Genomic DNA, 13,914 nt, shown 5'->3' with positions numbered 1-13,914 from the left:
CGCGCCCGACTGGCAGCCGCAGCCGCAGCCCGAGCCGCAACCGCAGGCTCCGAGCAGCACCAACTTCGGTACCGGCTGGCTCACTTCGACGGGCGCTTCTTGGCTCTGGGTCGGCTTCGGGGAGTCGGCGGCCATGGTTTTCCCTCCTCGACGGGGCTCCGCGGTGGAGCCCTTCCCCCATTGCATGCCCATCGGGGCGGGCGCATCAACGGCGCACGCGCGCGCGGCAGTTGCCGCGTAGGCTGCCGCCATGTCCCATGTGACGGTGTCCGGCCCCACCCGGGAGATCGCGGGGCGGGCGCGATGACCGATCGCCATCCCCCGCTCCTCTTCCTCGACGTGGACGGCCCCCTGCTCCCGTTCGGCGGCGACGCCCCCACCCCCGTACCCCCGGACGGCAACCCGCTGCTCGCCCGCCTCGACCGGACCGTGGGCGCACGGCTGTTGGCGCTGGGCTGCGAGCTGGTGTGGGCGACGACGTGGGGCGAGGAGGCGAACGAGGCGATCGCCCCGCTCCTCGGCCTGCCCCGCCTCCCGGTCCTGGAGTGGCCCGCCGGCCTCCCCGCGGACGGCCCGCGCGGCCTGCACTGGAAGACCCGCCCCATCGTGGAACGGGCGGGCGCCCGCCGCTTCATCTGGGTCGACGACGAGATCGCCCCGATCGACCACCAGTGGGTCGAGGCCCAGCACCCGGCCCCGTCCCTCCTGCACCGCGTCGCCCCCGCCCGGGGCCTCACCGACGCCGACTTCGCCGCGCTGTCTCAGTGGCTCCGGGTCACGGCGCCCTGAGCCCCCCCTCGACACTCAGCCGCACGCGGCACTCGTCATCCGCTACCGGGGCTGATCGCCCCGGGGCAGCGACGAGGCGGTGAACCGCTCGCCGCCGTACACGGACTCGTATTGAACGTCGATCGTGAGACGACGGCTGACGAGGTCCCAGACACGTTCGAGCCGGTCCGGGGCGTCGGAGTCGTACCGGACGAGGAAAGTCTGCTGCCCGTTGAGGACCACGGTCCCCTGCCCCAGCGAATACGTCATGGGCCAGGCCGAGTCCTCGAAGATCCGGCTCTTGACGTCGCGGTTCCACCGGCCCACGACCTCACCGTTCAGCCTGACCACGGTGTCCGTGACGATGGCGGGGCCGAGCCCGGCGTTGATCATCTGGAGCCCGACCCTGCCGTCCTCGTGGATGCGGCGTATCTGCAGGATGGGCCGGACCGACTGCCGGTTGTGCAGACGGGTCGCCCTGCTCTGCGCATGGGAGACCCAGAGCGAACCGAGCGCCGTCACCGTCGCCGCGACCGCGATGACCGTGTCCGCACGCATACGACTCCCCCACACCGGCCGTCACGACACCGGTGATTCTGCCCGCCTCGCACCCGCACAACCAGGGTCTCAGCGGGGGGGCTTGGCAACCCTGCACTGCTGCGGCTCCGGGGCCTGGTCGCCGCCGCCCGACTGATCGTCATTGGTCGTTGTCGGCCGGTGTTGAGCGACCTCGGACGGCCCAGGGACGGCCTCGCGCGTGCACGCGCACCGTTGCTGATTGCGTAGGAACGCTCATGCGGAGCGCTCGCCGACAGAGCAATCTGAGCGCATGACCGAGGTCTCCCGCTACTTCCGTGCACCGAACCGTCGATATGCGATCACGCCCAGACCGACGACGACGGCAACCGTGACGAGCATGGAAATGATCTGGCCCGGTCCCATCACTGAGAACATGCGCCCCCCCTTTGTTGGCGCGGGGTCGCGGACGTGCTGCCCCTTGCGCCGTGGAATGACCGTGACAGATCATCCGGTCCCGCATTACTCGCAGCGGAAAGCCTTGAGCAACTTCTGAGGCCAGGTGCCCGTCCCCTGACGGCCCAGCCACGGCCCCAGCACAGCGAGAAGCCCCCTGCCAAGCGGCAGAACCGCAGGCAGGGGGCTTCTTCGTGGGCTGTTACTTCTTCTTGCCCTGGTTCTTGACCGCCTCGATCGCCGCCGCGGCCGCGTCCGGGTCCAGGTACGTGCCGCCCGGGTTCAGCGGCTTGAAGTCGGCGTCGAGCTCGTAGGAGAGCGGGATGCCGGTGGGGATGTTCAGGCCCGCGATGTCGGCGTCGGAGATGCCGTCGAGGTGCTTGACCAGGGCGCGGAGGCTGTTGCCGTGGGCCGCGACCAGGACCGTGCGACCCGTGAGGAGGTCCGGGACGATGCCGTCGAACCAGTACGGGAGCATGCGGACGACGACGTCCTTGAGGCACTCCGTGCGCGGACGCAGCTCCGGCGGGAGCGTCGCGTAGCGCGGGTCGGAGAACTGGGAGAACTCGGCGTCGCGGTCCAGCTCCGGCGGCGGGGTGTCGTACGAGCGGCGCCACAGCATGAACTGCTCCTCGCCGAACTCGGCGAGGGTCTGCGCCTTGTCCTTGCCCTGGAGGGCGCCGTAGTGGCGCTCGTTCAGGCGCCAGCTACGGTGGACCGGGATCCAGTGGCGGTCCGCGGACTCCAGCGCGAGCTGCGCCGTGCGGATCGCGCGCTTCTGGAGCGAGGTGTGGACCACGTCGGGGAGCAGGCCGGCGTCCTTGAGCAGCTCACCGCCGCGGACCGCCTCCTTCTCGCCCTTCTCGTTCAGGTTCACGTCCACCCAGCCGGTGAACAGGTTCTTGGCGTTCCACTCGCTCTCGCCGTGGCGGAGGAGGATCAGCTTGTACGGTGCGTCGGCCATGGGCCCGAGCCTAATCGACCGGTTCGGCGCGTGCCGATTGACGGTGGCCGTCAATTGAGTGGCGGGTGTTTCTACCCGGTGCGTAAGTTACGTAAACCATCATCACTGCTTACACCGGCCTCGGGGGATGCACCCATGTCAGTCGCCTCGCTCAGACGTGCCGCCGCGGAGTCCGTCTCCGGGCTGCCGCGCGAATTCTGGTGGCTGTGGACCAGCACCCTCGTCAACCGGCTGGGAAATTTCGTTCTTACGTTCCTCGCGCTGTACCTGACCGCCTCGCGTGGCTTCTCGGCCGCGTACGCCGGGCTCGTCGCCTCGCTGATCGGGCTCGGCGGCGTCATCGCGTCGGTGCTGGGCGGGGTGCTCGCCGACCGGCTCGGGCGGCGGCCGACGCTGCTCGGCGCGCAGCTCGCGACCTCGGCGACGGTCGCCGCGCTCGCCTTCGTACGCGATCCGGTCGCCATCGCCGTCACCGGCTTCGCGCTCGGGCTCGCCTCCAACGCCTCGCGGCCCGCGATCCAGGCGATGATGGCGGACATCGTGCGGCCCGAGGACCGGGTGCGGGCGTTCTCGCTCAACTACTGGGCGATCAACCTGGGGTTCGCGGTCTCGTCCGTGTACGCGGGCTTTCTCGTGGCGCAGAGTTATACGCTCGGCTTCCTCGTCGAGGCCGCGATGACGCTCGCCTGCGCCTGCGTCGTCTTCGTGAAGGTGAAGGAGTCGCGGCCGGTCAAGACGGCGGTGTCCGGGGCGCCTTCGAGTCCCGTCGTCACCATGGGGACCGTGCTGCGGGACGGGCGGTTCATGCTCATGGTGGGGCTTTCGTTCCTCGTCGCCGTCGTGTTCACGCAGAGTTCGGTCGGGCTGCCGATCGTCATGGGCGAGAACGGGCTGAGCAGTTCGGACGTGGGGCTGGTCGCGGCCGTCAACGGTGTCGTCATCGTCGCGTTGCAGATTCCGCTGACGCGGTTCATCGAACGGCGGGACCCTGGACGCCTTTTGACCGTCTCGTCGCTGCTCATCGGGTACGGCTTCGCGCTCACCGCGCTGGCCGGATCGCTCGCCGCGTACGCGCTGACCGTCGTCGTCTGGACGCTCGGCGAGATGGTCAACGCCCCTACGCAGTCGGGGCTCGTGGCGCGGCTCTCGCCCGCCGAGGGGCGCGGCCGCTACCAGGGCGTCTACACCATGTCGTGGTCGGCGGCGGCCCTCGTCGCGCCGCTCGTGGGCGGCTGGGTGATCGACTCGGCGGGCGCCGGGTGGCTGTGGGCGGGGTGCGCGGCGGTCGGCACCGTGACGGCGGCCGGGTACTGGGCGCTGATGCGCGGGCTGCCGAACGCCCCGGCCCCGGCCCCTGCCACGGCCACGAAGGCATCCGCCCCGGCCCCCGTAGCGGCCGAGAACAGCCCGGCTTGACCGGGCAGTTCGGCGGGTACGTGACCGTACATGGCCGAACCCCCAAGGATCTCCTCCAGCACTGACGAACTGCCCAGAACGCTGGTGGGCGGCGTCGAGGTCGACGTCCCCAACAGCATTCCGGCGATTCGCGCCGCGCTCGATCCGGGGCGCCGCCACGAGTTCGACAAGGCCATCAACGCGGCGGGGGTCGGTGAGATCCACGCCGTGATGCGGCACTGGATGCTGGAGGCCGTGCCGGACCCCGAGGCCGACGCGATCCTCGCCCGGCTCGCCCGCGACGAGGCGGAGAGGCGGGGGACGGCGTGAGCCGCAGACGCAGGCGCGGCGCCTGCCGCATCGCCTACGCCCCGCCCGCCGACGACACCCTCGCCAAGATGTCCAACCCGGACACCTTCCGCGCGGAGATGTCCCGCACCCTGGCCCACGACCCGTACGGGCACGGTTCCACGACGGTGTGCGGCGAACGCGACCGGCGGGAGGCGACGGTCGGCGGGGCGATAGTCCTCTACTACGTCTCCGGGTCGGTGCTCACGGTGACCGTGGTGCGGATGGTGGCGCTCAACTAGGGCCTGCCGTAGGGGTCAACCACCGCAGGGGGAGCGCTACTTGGCAGGGCGCTGGGTCAGATGCGTGAACGCGTCCAGGTTGCGCGTCGATTCGCCGCGCGACACCCGCCACTCGTACTCACGGCGGATCGAGCTCGCGAAGCCGAGTTCGAGGAGGGTGTTGAAGGAGCCGTCGGCCGCCTCCAGGACCGAGCCGAGGAGGCGGTCGAGTTCGTCGGGGGTGACGGCGGCGAGCGGGAGCTTGCCGGTGAGGTAGATGTCGCCGAGCTGGTCGACCGCGTAACTCACCCCGTACAGACGGAGGTTGCGCTCCAGGAGCCAGCGGTGCACCCCGGCCTCGTTCTCGTCCGGGTGGCGGATCACGAAGGCGTTGAGGGAGAGGCTGTGGCGTCCGGCGCGCAGCGAGAGCGTCGTCGAGAGCTTGCGGGTGCCTGGAAGCTTGACGACGTACGAGCCCGGTTCCGGGCTCTCCCACTCCAGTTCGGCGTCCTTCAGCGTGGACTCGATGACGTCGTGTGCCTTGTGCTGGTCAGCCATGGTGCGAGGGTACTTGGCGGCGGTGCGCCTGCATCGCCGCCGTGTAGACGTCCGCCGTGGCGGAGGCCGCCGTGTCCCAGCCGAAGGAGAGGGCGTGGCGGGCGGCGGCGTCGCCCATCGTGTCCACAAGGTGGGGATGGTCGGCGAATTCGCGGAGCACGCGCGCGTAGCGGGCCGGTTCGTGGCCGTCGACCAGGAAGCCGGTCTTCTCGTTCCGTACGGCTACGGGGAGGCCGCCGACCGAGGCGGCGAGGACCGGGGTGCCTGCCGCCTGGGCCTCTATGGCGACCAGGCCGAAGGACTCGTTGTAGGAGGGCATGACGAGGACGGACGCCGCGCGGAACCAGTCCGCGAGCTGCTCCTGGCCGACCGGCGGGTGGAAGCGGACCACGTCGGCGACGCCGAGCTTCGCGGCGAGCTTCTGGAGCGCGGCCGGCTTGGCGAGGCCGCTGCCGCTGGGGCCGCCGACCACCGGGACGACCATGCGGGAGCGGAGCTCCGGGCGCTCGTCGAGGAGGACCGCCACCGCCTTGAGGAGGATGTCGGGGGCCTTGAGCGGCTGGATGCGGCCCGCGAAGAGCGGGATCAGCGCGTCCTGGGGCAGGCCGAGGCGGGCGCGGGCGGCGGCGCGGCCGTCGGCCGGGCGGAAGCGGTCCAGGTTCACGCCGGGGTGCACCACGGCGACGCTGCCCGGGTCGGCCTCGTAGTGCCTGACCAGCTCGTCGGCCTCTTCCGATGTGTTCGCGATGAGGCGGTCGGCGGCGCGCACGATCTGGGTCTCGCCGATGACGCGGGCGGCCGGCTCCGGGGTGTCGCCCGCGGCGAGCGCCGCGTTCTTGACCTTGGCCATGGTGTGCATCGCGTGCACGAGGGGCACGCCCCAGCGCTCCGCCGCGAGCCAGCCGACCTGCCCGGACAGCCAGTAGTGCGAGTGCACGAGGTCGTAATAGCCGGGGCGGTGGCCGGCCCACGCCTGCATGACGCCGTGCGTGAAGGCGCAGAGCTGGGCGGGCAGGTCCTCCTTGGCGAGGCCTTCGTAGGGACCCGCGTCCACGTGCCGTACGAGGACGCCGGGCGCGAGCTCGACCTCGGGCGGCAGTCCGCCCGCGGTGGCGCGGGTGAAGATCTCGACCTCTACGTTGATCGCCGCGAGCCGCTTGGCCAGCTCGACGATGTAGACGTTCATGCCGCCCGCGTCGCCCGTGCCGGGCTGGTGGAGGGGCGAGGTGTGCACGCTGAGCATCGCGATGCGGCGCGGGCGGCGATGCGCACCGGGGAACCGCAGCAGGGTCCCAGGCGCCCCGGAGCGGCGGAACCTGGTCACGTACTGGCTCACGTGGCGGGCCCTCCTTGGTGGGCGTACTGCGGGCACGACGACCTGAGGGCACAGGCCCTCTTCCAAGGGGGCAACGCCGGAGTGGACCGCTCCATTTCCACTTTGCCGAATCATTACCGTACGGATCTCAACCAAAGCCACCGGCGGCGCAGCGCATACCCTCTTGGTCATGAGCCCGCGCCAGACCTCCCGCCCCGTGGGAACCGTGACGCGAGGCACCACCAACCCGAACCGGCTGCGCCGCATGGACCGCTGGATCGCGGCCGTCCACGGCGCCGCGCTGCGCCGCGCCGACGACCCCGTGGCGGTCGACCTCGGCTACGGGGCGGCGCCCTGGACCGCGGTGGAGCTGCTGGCCCGGCTGCGCGGGGCGGCGCCGCACGCGCGCGTGGTCGGCATCGAGATCGATCCGGCGCGGGTCGCGGCCGCGAAGCCGTACGAGCGGGAGGGGCTCACCTTCAGGCACGGCGGCTTCGAACTGCCCCTGAGCAGCGCGCCGCTCCTGATCCGCGCCGCGAACGTGCTGCGCCAGTACGACGAGGAGCGGGTGGCGGCGGTCTGGGAGCGGCTGTGCGGGCGGCTCGCGCCGGGCGGGCTGCTCGTGGAGGGCACCTGCGACGAGATCGGGCGCCGGCACGTATGGGTGGCGCTCGGCCCCGAAGGCCCGCGCACCGTCACCTTCGCGACCCGGCTCGGCTCCCTGCACACCCCCTCCGACCTGGCCGAACGCCTCCCGAAGGCGCTGATCCACCGCAATGTCCCGGGTGAGCCGGTGCACGCCTTCCTGCGCGACTTCGACCGGGCGTGGGCGACGGCCGCGCCCTACGCCTCGTACGGCGCGCGGCAGCGGTGGATCAGGGCGGTGCGGGACCTCGCGGCGGACTGGCCGGTGGTGGACCGGCCCGCGCGCTGGCGGCAGGGCGAAGTGACCGTGGCGTGGGAGGCGTTGGCGCCGCGCCGGGCGTAGTGCGGCGGCGGGGGCGCGGGGGAACGAATGCGGCGGCTCATTCGTCAGAGCGTGCGGGGAGTGCCGTACGGGGAGTGCCGTACGGGGAGTGCCGTGCGGGGAGTGCCGTGCGGGGAGTGCCGTGCGGGGCTGTTGCTTTTGGGGCATACGTGGCACCATCCCCCGAACGTACGCGACTTTCTGACGGTACATCAGGTTTGTTTCGGCTGTGGGGGCGGAGCAGATGGGCAAGCGGAACACGACGACGATGGCGGGCCTCGCGCTGGTGTGCGCCGTGGCCGTACTGGCGCCGGCGGGTGTGGCGTACGCGGAGCCGGGCCCTTCCCCAGCACCGTCGAAGTCCCCTTCCGACTCGCCTTCAAGTTCCGCGAAGGTCAAGGACCTCGAGTCGATCCGCAAGAAGCTCGACAAGCTGTACCACCAGGCCGCGGTCGCCACGGACGAGTACAACGCGGCGGAGGAGAAGGCCGCCGACCAGTCCGAGCAGATCGTGAAGCTGGCCCGGAAGATCGCCGCGGGCCAGCAGGACCTCGACCGCCTCAAGACCCGGGCGGGCGCGGCGGCCCGCGAGCAGTACCGCACCGGCGGGATCCCGCGCGAGGCCCAGTTCATGCTCTCCGGCGACCCGTCGCGCTTCCTCGACGACGCGGGCCGTGCGTACCAGGGGCAGCAGGCCACCCGGAATCTGCTGGCGCGCCTCACCAACACCCAGGACGCGCTGGAGAAGTACGCGAACGTGGCCTCGGCCAAGTGGCAGCAGCTGGACGAGGGCCGCGAGAAGAAGGCCGCCGCGAAGAAGCGGATCGAGAAGCAGATCAAGGCCGCGAAGAAGATCGAGGACAAGCTCGCCAAGAAGGAGCGCGAGCGGCTGCGGGAACTGGAGGAGGCGGCCGAGCAGAAGGCGCAGACCGAATGGCTCTCCTCCGGCGTCCTGAAGGAGATCAGCGGCAAGGCGTCGAAGAGCGGCAAGGAGGCCCTGCGGTACGCCGAGAAGCAGCTGGGCAAGCCGTACGTGTGGGGCGCCGAGGGCCCGAAGTCCTTCGACTGCTCGGGGCTCACCTCGCAGGCGTGGGCGGCGGCGGGCAAGCCGATCCCGCGCACGTCGCAGGAGCAGTGGAAGCAGCTCAAGCACGTCGACATCAAGGACATGCGGCCGGGCGACCTGATCATTTACCACGACGACGCCAGCCATGTCGGGATGTACATAGGCAAGGGCGCGATCATCCACGCGCCCCGTCCCGGGCGGAATGTGACGGTCGCGGGCGCCGGTTCCATGGCGATGCTCGGAGTGGTCCGCCCGGATGCCTGATATGCACCCGGAAGGGTGAGCTGTCCCACGTGACGTAGCGCACGTGGAGCCCCGCGGTTCCGGCGTCGCGGCGTGACCTTCGTCATCTTCGGCCCGCCCGACCAGGGACGGAACCCACCCAATTCCGGTGCGAGGGACGGCATATGACACCGGCCCGTTCTCGCTCACCATTCCGTTCGGGCGTCGGCTACCGCTAAGGTCCCGGTCGGTGGGCCGAGGACCTTCGTCCCACCGTGCCCTCGGGGGGAGGGAAGGAAACCGAAGCGATGCCCGTACCCGTACCGCGGCAGAGAGCGATCCCGGCCGTGGAAGGTGGTCAGGCTCACGACGCGCGCACCACGACCGACACGTACGACCGGCCCGACAACGGCACGTACACCACGTACGCCCAGCAGGAGGCCCCGGCGCACGGCTCCGTCCACGCGCCCGTGACCGCCGACCACAACACCGTCGCCGCCGACGTCACCGACGTCACGGAGGCCGATGACGCCACGGACACCGACGACGACGCCTCGGACGCCGTCGCCGAGACCCGTGACGCCACCGGCCTGACGATCCTCGTCATCGAGGACGACCCGGCGGGCTCCCTCAGCATCCCCGAGGTGCCGGACGCCGCGGGCAAGCCGATCCGCGTGCGCACCGCGCGCAACCTCACCGAGGCCGAGCGGCTGCTCACCGACGACGTCAGCTGCGTACTCCTCGACCTCGCGCTGCCCGGCTCGAAGCCCGACAAGGCGGAGCCGGAGGGCCACGACGAGCTGAGCGCCCTGCGGCGGCTGCTGCGGCTCGCGCCGCGCCAGGCCGTGCTCGCACTGACCACGTCGGGCGACGCCGAGCGCGGCGCCGAAGCGGTCCGCGTGGGTGCGCAGGACTACCTCTTCCGCGAGGAGCTGGACTCCCGGCTGCTCGGCCGGGCCATCCGGTACGCGGTCGAGCGCAAGCGCGCCGACGTCGCGCAGCACAAGCTGACCGAGTCCCGGATCCGCGCGCAGGAGAACGCCCGCCTGGAGCGCGGCCTGCTGCCGACCCCGCTGCTCGACGGCTCAACGCTGCGCTTCGCCGCGCGCTACCGCCCCGGCCGCTCGCGGGCGCTGCTCGGCGGCGACTTCTACGACACCGTGCGCACGCCCGACGGCACGGTCCACGCGATGATCGGCGACGTCTGCGGGCACGGCCCCGACGAGGCCGCGCTCGGCGTCGAACTGCGCATCGCCTGGCGGGCGTTGACGTTCGCGGGCCTGTGCGGCGACGAACTCCTCTCCACCCTTCAGCAGGTCCTGGAGCACGAGCGCGCGGACGAGGAGATCTTCGCGACGCTCTGCACGGTCGACATCTCGCCGGACGGCCGGCGCGCGGGCCTGTGCCTGGCGGGCCACCCGTCACCGCTGATAGCGAGCCCCGGACGGCCCGCGGCCCTGCTCCCGTACGAGAACAGCGGACCGGCGCTCGGGTTGCTGCCGAAGGCCCGATGGCCGCGCATGCAGGTGGAGTTGGGCCCCGAGTGGAGCCTGATGCTCTATACGGACGGCCTGATCGAGGGCCGGATCGGCGAGGGCAGGAAGCGGCTCGGCCAGGAGGGGATGGTGGAGCTGATCCGCCGCCAGCGGGCCCAGGGCCTGGCCGGCGAGGATCTTCTGGAGGCCGCGATGAACGAGGTGCGCGACCTCAACGGGGGCGATCTGACGGACGACGTGGCGGTGCTGCTGCTCGACCGGTGAGCCCGGCCGAGCCCGCGCCGCGCGTCCCGCGTCTCGCGTACGTGGTTCAGCGGCCGCCGTTGTACGGACCGTAAGGACCGTCGCTGCTGGAGCCGCGGCCCTTGCGGCCACCGCCGCCACCGCTGATCTGCCGGACCGCGGGCCGCACGTCCACCATGTACACGATGGTCGCGATGAGCCCGATGATCGGCAGGAACGACAGGATCGGGAACAGCAGGTTCACGACGAACGCGAGCCCGAGGATGATCAGCCAGAACGGCTTGGTCTTCTTGTCGGCCGCCCGGTAGGCGTCCTCGCGCCGGATGGCGGCGTCGACGAGCGCGAAACCGCTGAAGACGATCAACGCCGTGCTCAGCAGCCACATCAGATTGGCGAACCCCTGCATCAGCACAACGCCACCACCAGAATCGACTTACGGGCTTACGGGCTTACGGCTTACGGAACCTTCCGACCACCGGCCACCGTACCCGTACAACGGGCCGGACACTCTACTAGTGCCCGGCCCGTCGGGGCGGGTGCTACTTCGCGGGCGGCGTGGAGCCGCCGGTCTTCTTGGCCGTGGTGGTCGTCTTCTTCGCGGTGGTCTTCTTCGCCGTCGTCTTCTTGGCGGGGGCCGGCTTGGCCTCGGTGGCGGCCGACGCCTCCTTGGCCTCCGGCTTCGCCTCGGCCTCAGCCGCGGCCTTGGGCTCGGGCTCCGGCTCGACGACCTCGGCGAGCTCGCCCAGCTCCTCGGCGGCCTCGCCGCGCCACGCCTTCACGGTCTCCTCGCCGTGCTCGGCGACCTTCTCGTACGTCTCACGCGCCTTGACGGCGGCCTCCGCCGCGTAGCCGACGCCGCGCAGCGCGTACTCCTGGGCGCTCTCGCCGAACTTCTTCAGGTCGGTGTCGAGGGTCGCGACCAGCTCGTTCACCTTCGCCGTGATGGTGGCCTGCGCCTCCTTGGCGCGGCTGGCGGCCTTCTCCTGCACAGCGGCCAGCTGTCGGGAATCGGTCTGCCGCACGGACTCGAAGCGGGCGGGCGCCTCGCTCCGCAGCTGCTCCACGATCCCCGGCACCTTCTTGGCCTGCTGGTACGCCAACTCGGCGGTACCGGCGGCGAAGTAGAGCGGGGTCGGGTCGGTGAGGGTCTTGCGCAGGTCGTCCTTGATGGCCATGGCGTGGTCCTCCCGGATCACATCAACTGCTGCTTGAGGGCTCGGCATCGCCCTTGTCGTGCTCGCCGTTCTCGTGCCTGAAGGAGTCGTAGATCTGCAACAGCACTTGCTTCTGACGCTCGTTGAGCGAGGGGTCGGCGAGGATGACGGCGCGCGTCTCCACCTCGCCCCGCTCCCGCTCCGCGTCGAGAATGCCGGCGTGCACGTACAGCGTCTCCGCGGAGATCCGCAGCGCCTTGGCGACCTGCTGCAGCACCTCCGCGCTCGGCTTGCGGAGCCCGCGCTCGATCTGACTCAGATACGGGTTGGAGACCCCGGCGGCGTCGGCGAGCTGACGGAGCGACAACTGCGCGTTGCGACGCTGCTCGCGCAGATATTCGCCGAGGCTTCCGACGTTGAGCGATGCCATGCGTCGATGGTGCCGCAACCCTGCTAACTATTGCAAGCGACTGCTTGCAATAGTGTTCCACGCGACATACGCCAAGCCCTGCCCGCTCACCCGTACCACCGCCCGACCCCCTCCCCCAACAGCCGGAACCCCAGCTCGGCCGTGCGTGCGGCCTCCGGTTCCAGGGTGTCGGCGGACTCGCCGGACACGATCCGTCGTACGTTCTCCTCGGCGAGGATGCGCTGTGTGGCCACGATCTGGCCCGCCGCGATCCGCGCACCGGGCCCGCCGAGCGCCTGGGCGAGGGACCGCTCCGAGCGCTCCTGGTAGCCGTACAGCCGCGCCACCAACTGCGGGGTCCCGTACAGCAGTCGCTGGTACGCGAGGACCGCCGGGTGGTCGCACAGGCCGGTCACCGGGTCCCGCCGCCGCAGCCCCGCCAGGAAGTGCCGGCGCAGCGCCCCGAGGGGCGCCTCCCCGTCCGGGCGAGCGGCGACGACCCGCGCCGCCTCGTCCTCGTGGTCCGCGAACCGGTGCAGGACGAGGTCCTCCTTCGCGGCGAAGTACCGGAACAGGGTCGGCTTGGACACCCCGGCCTCGGCCGCGACCTCGGCCACCGACACGTTGTCGTAGCCCTTCTCCATGAAGAGCCGGACGGCGGTCTCGGAGAGGTTCTGCCGCGTGCGCCGCTTCTTGAGTTCACGGAGCCCGAGGGGCGGGTCGGGAGTGCTCATGCCCGAGAGGGTACGGGGAGTGGATACGGGAGGCGGTTATGGGAAGTGGGTCAGGTGCCGGGCGCGGCGCGGGCGGCGTCGGTCACGTGTCAGCCGGGCGTCAAGCGGTCCCAGGCCCCGTCGAACATCAGCTGCTCCGCCTCCACGAAGGCCGACTCGATCGCGCCCTTGGCCCCGTCGAACACGAACATCGGGGTGTCGAAGCCCTCCACGTCGTACAGCTCCACCGGGTTGGCCCCCTCGTACCCCTCGACCTCCCGCTCGAAGGGTCCGGCGATGTAGTGGCCCATGAGCATCTGCCGCCTGTTGAGCAGGTACACCTTCCGCGACGGCGTCCCCATGGTGTACCGGAACTCGATCCGCGCGTCCGTGCCGATCCGCCGCAGTTCGTGGATGCTCTGGCGCAGCACGGTGCTCTGCGCGCTGCGCAGCACGTGGGTACGCCTGCGGACCGCCTCGTCGAGCTTCTCGTCGCTGCCCCAACCTGCCACCGGCGAGGGGTAGTCCAGGTTCTGGTCGATCTCGGGCAGCAGGATCCGCAGCCGCACCAGCTCCGGCCTGCGCTCGCTCTCGTGCACCTTCCGCAGCGGCTCGCCCAGCGCCATCATCAGCGTCTCCGCCGTCAGACAGGCCACGTCGATCCGCACCTGCGGCTGCTGGAAGGCCTCCACGAGATACGGGCCGAGGATGCTGCGCACCGTACGCACATCGGTCTCGGCCGCCGCCCGCGGCGCCACCTGGGGCGGGCTCCCCCGGCTCACGTTCGTCAGCAGGCCCTTGGACTGCAGCTGCCGCAGCGCCTCGCGCACGGTGCCGCGCTCCACCCCGAACTCCTCCGCGAGCGCCGCCTGCGTGGGCAGCCGGGCCCCCGCCTTGAGCTCGCCGGTTCTGATCCGGTCACCGAGGACGTCCGCGATCTCCTGGTACGTGGCCTTGGACGCGCCGGCCGATGCGGTCGCAGGAGTGGGGCTGTTCTTGCCGTCCATCGCGACCCACTCCCGTCCCGCCGTGCCAAGTCCCCACAACTCTACGCCAGTTGGCTGCCAACTCCACCGTACTTACGGACAAGAAGCGGAACTTCG

General features: G+C 71.1%; 16 protein-coding genes. 7 read left to right on the top strand and 9 right to left on the bottom strand.

Annotation, left to right across the window (positions count from 1 at the left end; all coding sequences use genetic code 11):
* The first annotated feature begins 303 nt into the window (after window positions 1-303).
* Window positions 304-789 (top strand): HAD domain-containing protein, encoded by a 486-nt coding sequence (locus RBJ65_RS00400; protein WP_306321457.1) that lies wholly within the window; start codon window positions 304-306, stop codon window positions 787-789.
* Between the two features lie 42 nt (window positions 790-831).
* On the opposite strand, the gene RBJ65_RS00395 is transcribed toward RBJ65_RS00400, so the two are convergent.
* Both RBJ65_RS00395 and RBJ65_RS00390 read right to left on the bottom strand, forming a co-directional pair.
* The gene (locus RBJ65_RS00395) at window positions 832-1,326 is read right to left on the bottom strand and encodes a hypothetical protein (protein ID WP_306321458.1); all 495 of its coding nucleotides are present in this window, start codon (window positions 1,324-1,326) and stop codon (window positions 832-834) included.
* Between the two features lie 616 nt (window positions 1,327-1,942).
* Window positions 1,943-2,704, bottom strand: a complete 762-nt coding sequence (locus RBJ65_RS00390) for a phosphoglyceromutase (protein WP_306321459.1) — start codon at window positions 2,702-2,704, stop codon at window positions 1,943-1,945.
* A 135-nt stretch (window positions 2,705-2,839) separates the two neighbouring features.
* Here RBJ65_RS00390 and RBJ65_RS00385 point away from each other — a divergent pair, with 135 nt between their 5' ends.
* The 3 genes from RBJ65_RS00385 to RBJ65_RS00375 all read left to right on the top strand — a co-directional run bounded on the left by RBJ65_RS00385 (window position 2,840) and on the right by RBJ65_RS00375 (window position 4,689).
* A complete protein-coding gene (locus RBJ65_RS00385) occupies window positions 2,840-4,120 on the top strand; it encodes an MFS transporter (RefSeq protein WP_306321460.1) in 1,281 nt (426 codons plus the stop codon).
* A 30-nt stretch (window positions 4,121-4,150) separates the two neighbouring features.
* The gene (locus tag RBJ65_RS00380; protein ID WP_306321461.1) at window positions 4,151-4,429 is read left to right on the top strand and encodes a hypothetical protein; all 279 of its coding nucleotides are present in this window, start codon (window positions 4,151-4,153) and stop codon (window positions 4,427-4,429) included.
* 68 nt (window positions 4,430-4,497) lie between these two features.
* Window positions 4,498-4,689, top strand: coding sequence for a hypothetical protein (locus RBJ65_RS00375; protein WP_306321535.1), 192 nt, complete (start codon window positions 4,498-4,500; stop codon window positions 4,687-4,689).
* A gap of 36 nt (window positions 4,690-4,725) precedes the next feature.
* Here the strand turns inward: RBJ65_RS00375 and RBJ65_RS00370 are convergent, their stop codons facing one another.
* Entirely contained in the window at window positions 4,726-5,226 is a 501-nt protein-coding gene (locus RBJ65_RS00370; protein ID WP_306321462.1) for a YbjN domain-containing protein, read from the bottom strand.
* Window positions 5,219-6,562: a D-inositol-3-phosphate glycosyltransferase gene (gene mshA / locus RBJ65_RS00365; RefSeq protein WP_306321463.1), complete on the bottom strand. Its 1,344-nt coding sequence runs from the start codon at window positions 6,560-6,562 to the stop codon at window positions 5,219-5,221. The genes RBJ65_RS00370 and mshA overlap by 8 nt, the downstream gene beginning before the upstream one ends.
* 169 nt (window positions 6,563-6,731) lie before the next feature.
* Between mshA and RBJ65_RS00360 the strand changes: the two genes are divergently transcribed.
* The 3 genes from RBJ65_RS00360 (at window position 6,732) to RBJ65_RS00350 (ending at window position 10,556) form a co-directional block, all read left to right on the top strand.
* Entirely contained in the window at window positions 6,732-7,529 is a 798-nt protein-coding gene (locus RBJ65_RS00360) for a class I SAM-dependent methyltransferase (RefSeq protein ID WP_306321464.1), read from the top strand.
* Window positions 7,530-7,752: 223 nt separating this feature from the next.
* Entirely contained in the window at window positions 7,753-8,838 is a 1,086-nt protein-coding gene (locus RBJ65_RS00355; protein ID WP_306321465.1) for a C40 family peptidase, read from the top strand.
* A gap of 266 nt (window positions 8,839-9,104) precedes the next feature.
* A complete protein-coding gene (locus tag RBJ65_RS00350) occupies window positions 9,105-10,556 on the top strand; it encodes a PP2C family protein-serine/threonine phosphatase (protein WP_306321466.1) in 1,452 nt (483 codons plus the stop codon).
* Window positions 10,557-10,602: 46 nt separating this feature from the next.
* On the opposite strand, the gene RBJ65_RS00345 is transcribed toward RBJ65_RS00350, so the two are convergent.
* The 5 genes from RBJ65_RS00345 to RBJ65_RS00325 all read right to left on the bottom strand — a co-directional run bounded on the left by RBJ65_RS00345 (window position 10,603) and on the right by RBJ65_RS00325 (window position 13,818).
* Window positions 10,603-10,941 (bottom strand): DUF2516 family protein, encoded by a 339-nt coding sequence (locus tag RBJ65_RS00345; protein ID WP_306321467.1) that lies wholly within the window; start codon window positions 10,939-10,941, stop codon window positions 10,603-10,605.
* Window positions 10,942-11,074: 133 nt separating this feature from the next.
* Window positions 11,075-11,710 carry a hypothetical protein gene (locus RBJ65_RS00340; RefSeq protein ID WP_306321468.1) on the bottom strand — a complete coding sequence of 212 codons (636 nt, stop codon included), beginning with the start codon at window positions 11,708-11,710 and terminating at the stop codon, window positions 11,075-11,077.
* A gap of 22 nt (window positions 11,711-11,732) precedes the next feature.
* Window positions 11,733-12,119, bottom strand: a complete 387-nt coding sequence (locus RBJ65_RS00335; RefSeq protein WP_306321469.1) for a helix-turn-helix domain-containing protein — start codon at window positions 12,117-12,119, stop codon at window positions 11,733-11,735.
* An 86-nt stretch (window positions 12,120-12,205) separates the two neighbouring features.
* Window positions 12,206-12,832, bottom strand: a complete 627-nt coding sequence (locus RBJ65_RS00330) for a TetR/AcrR family transcriptional regulator (RefSeq protein WP_306321470.1) — start codon at window positions 12,830-12,832, stop codon at window positions 12,206-12,208.
* An 89-nt stretch (window positions 12,833-12,921) separates the two neighbouring features.
* Window positions 12,922-13,818: a GntR family transcriptional regulator gene (locus tag RBJ65_RS00325; protein ID WP_306321471.1), complete on the bottom strand. Its 897-nt coding sequence runs from the start codon at window positions 13,816-13,818 to the stop codon at window positions 12,922-12,924.
* Between the last annotated feature and the right edge of the window lie 96 nt (window positions 13,819-13,914).

This window comes from Streptomyces sp. KL109B (assembly GCF_030766935.1).
In the GTDB taxonomy this organism is placed as follows: Bacteria; Actinomycetota; Actinomycetes; order Streptomycetales; family Streptomycetaceae; genus Streptomyces.
The sequence above is the reverse complement of the archived record's forward strand: the minus strand, read 5'-3'. Positions and strand labels throughout refer to the sequence as shown.

Excerpts from the sequence above, each read along its gene's own strand:
- RBJ65_RS00400 (WP_306321457.1), top strand. The coding sequence starts at position 304 with ATGACCGATCGCCATCCCCCGCTCCTCTTCCTCGACGTGGACGGCCCC.
- RBJ65_RS00395 (WP_306321458.1), bottom strand. The coding sequence starts at position 1,326 with ATGCGTGCGGACACGGTCATCGCGGTCGCGGCGACGGTGACGGCGCTC.
- RBJ65_RS00390 (WP_306321459.1), bottom strand. The coding sequence starts at position 2,704 with ATGGCCGACGCACCGTACAAGCTGATCCTCCTCCGCCACGGCGAGAGC.
- RBJ65_RS00385 (WP_306321460.1), top strand. The coding sequence starts at position 2,840 with ATGTCAGTCGCCTCGCTCAGACGTGCCGCCGCGGAGTCCGTCTCCGGG.
- RBJ65_RS00380 (WP_306321461.1), top strand. The coding sequence starts at position 4,151 with ATGGCCGAACCCCCAAGGATCTCCTCCAGCACTGACGAACTGCCCAGA.
- RBJ65_RS00375 (WP_306321535.1), top strand. The coding sequence starts at position 4,498 with ATGTCCAACCCGGACACCTTCCGCGCGGAGATGTCCCGCACCCTGGCC.
- RBJ65_RS00370 (WP_306321462.1), bottom strand. The coding sequence starts at position 5,226 with ATGGCTGACCAGCACAAGGCACACGACGTCATCGAGTCCACGCTGAAG.
- RBJ65_RS00360 (WP_306321464.1), top strand. The coding sequence starts at position 6,732 with ATGAGCCCGCGCCAGACCTCCCGCCCCGTGGGAACCGTGACGCGAGGC.
- RBJ65_RS00355 (WP_306321465.1), top strand. The coding sequence starts at position 7,753 with ATGGGCAAGCGGAACACGACGACGATGGCGGGCCTCGCGCTGGTGTGC.
- RBJ65_RS00350 (WP_306321466.1), top strand. The coding sequence starts at position 9,105 with ATGCCCGTACCCGTACCGCGGCAGAGAGCGATCCCGGCCGTGGAAGGT.
- RBJ65_RS00345 (WP_306321467.1), bottom strand. The coding sequence starts at position 10,941 with ATGCAGGGGTTCGCCAATCTGATGTGGCTGCTGAGCACGGCGTTGATC.
- RBJ65_RS00340 (WP_306321468.1), bottom strand. The coding sequence starts at position 11,710 with ATGGCCATCAAGGACGACCTGCGCAAGACCCTCACCGACCCGACCCCG.
- RBJ65_RS00335 (WP_306321469.1), bottom strand. The coding sequence starts at position 12,119 with ATGGCATCGCTCAACGTCGGAAGCCTCGGCGAATATCTGCGCGAGCAG.
- RBJ65_RS00330 (WP_306321470.1), bottom strand. The coding sequence starts at position 12,832 with ATGAGCACTCCCGACCCGCCCCTCGGGCTCCGTGAACTCAAGAAGCGG.
- RBJ65_RS00325 (WP_306321471.1), bottom strand. The coding sequence starts at position 13,818 with ATGGACGGCAAGAACAGCCCCACTCCTGCGACCGCATCGGCCGGCGCG.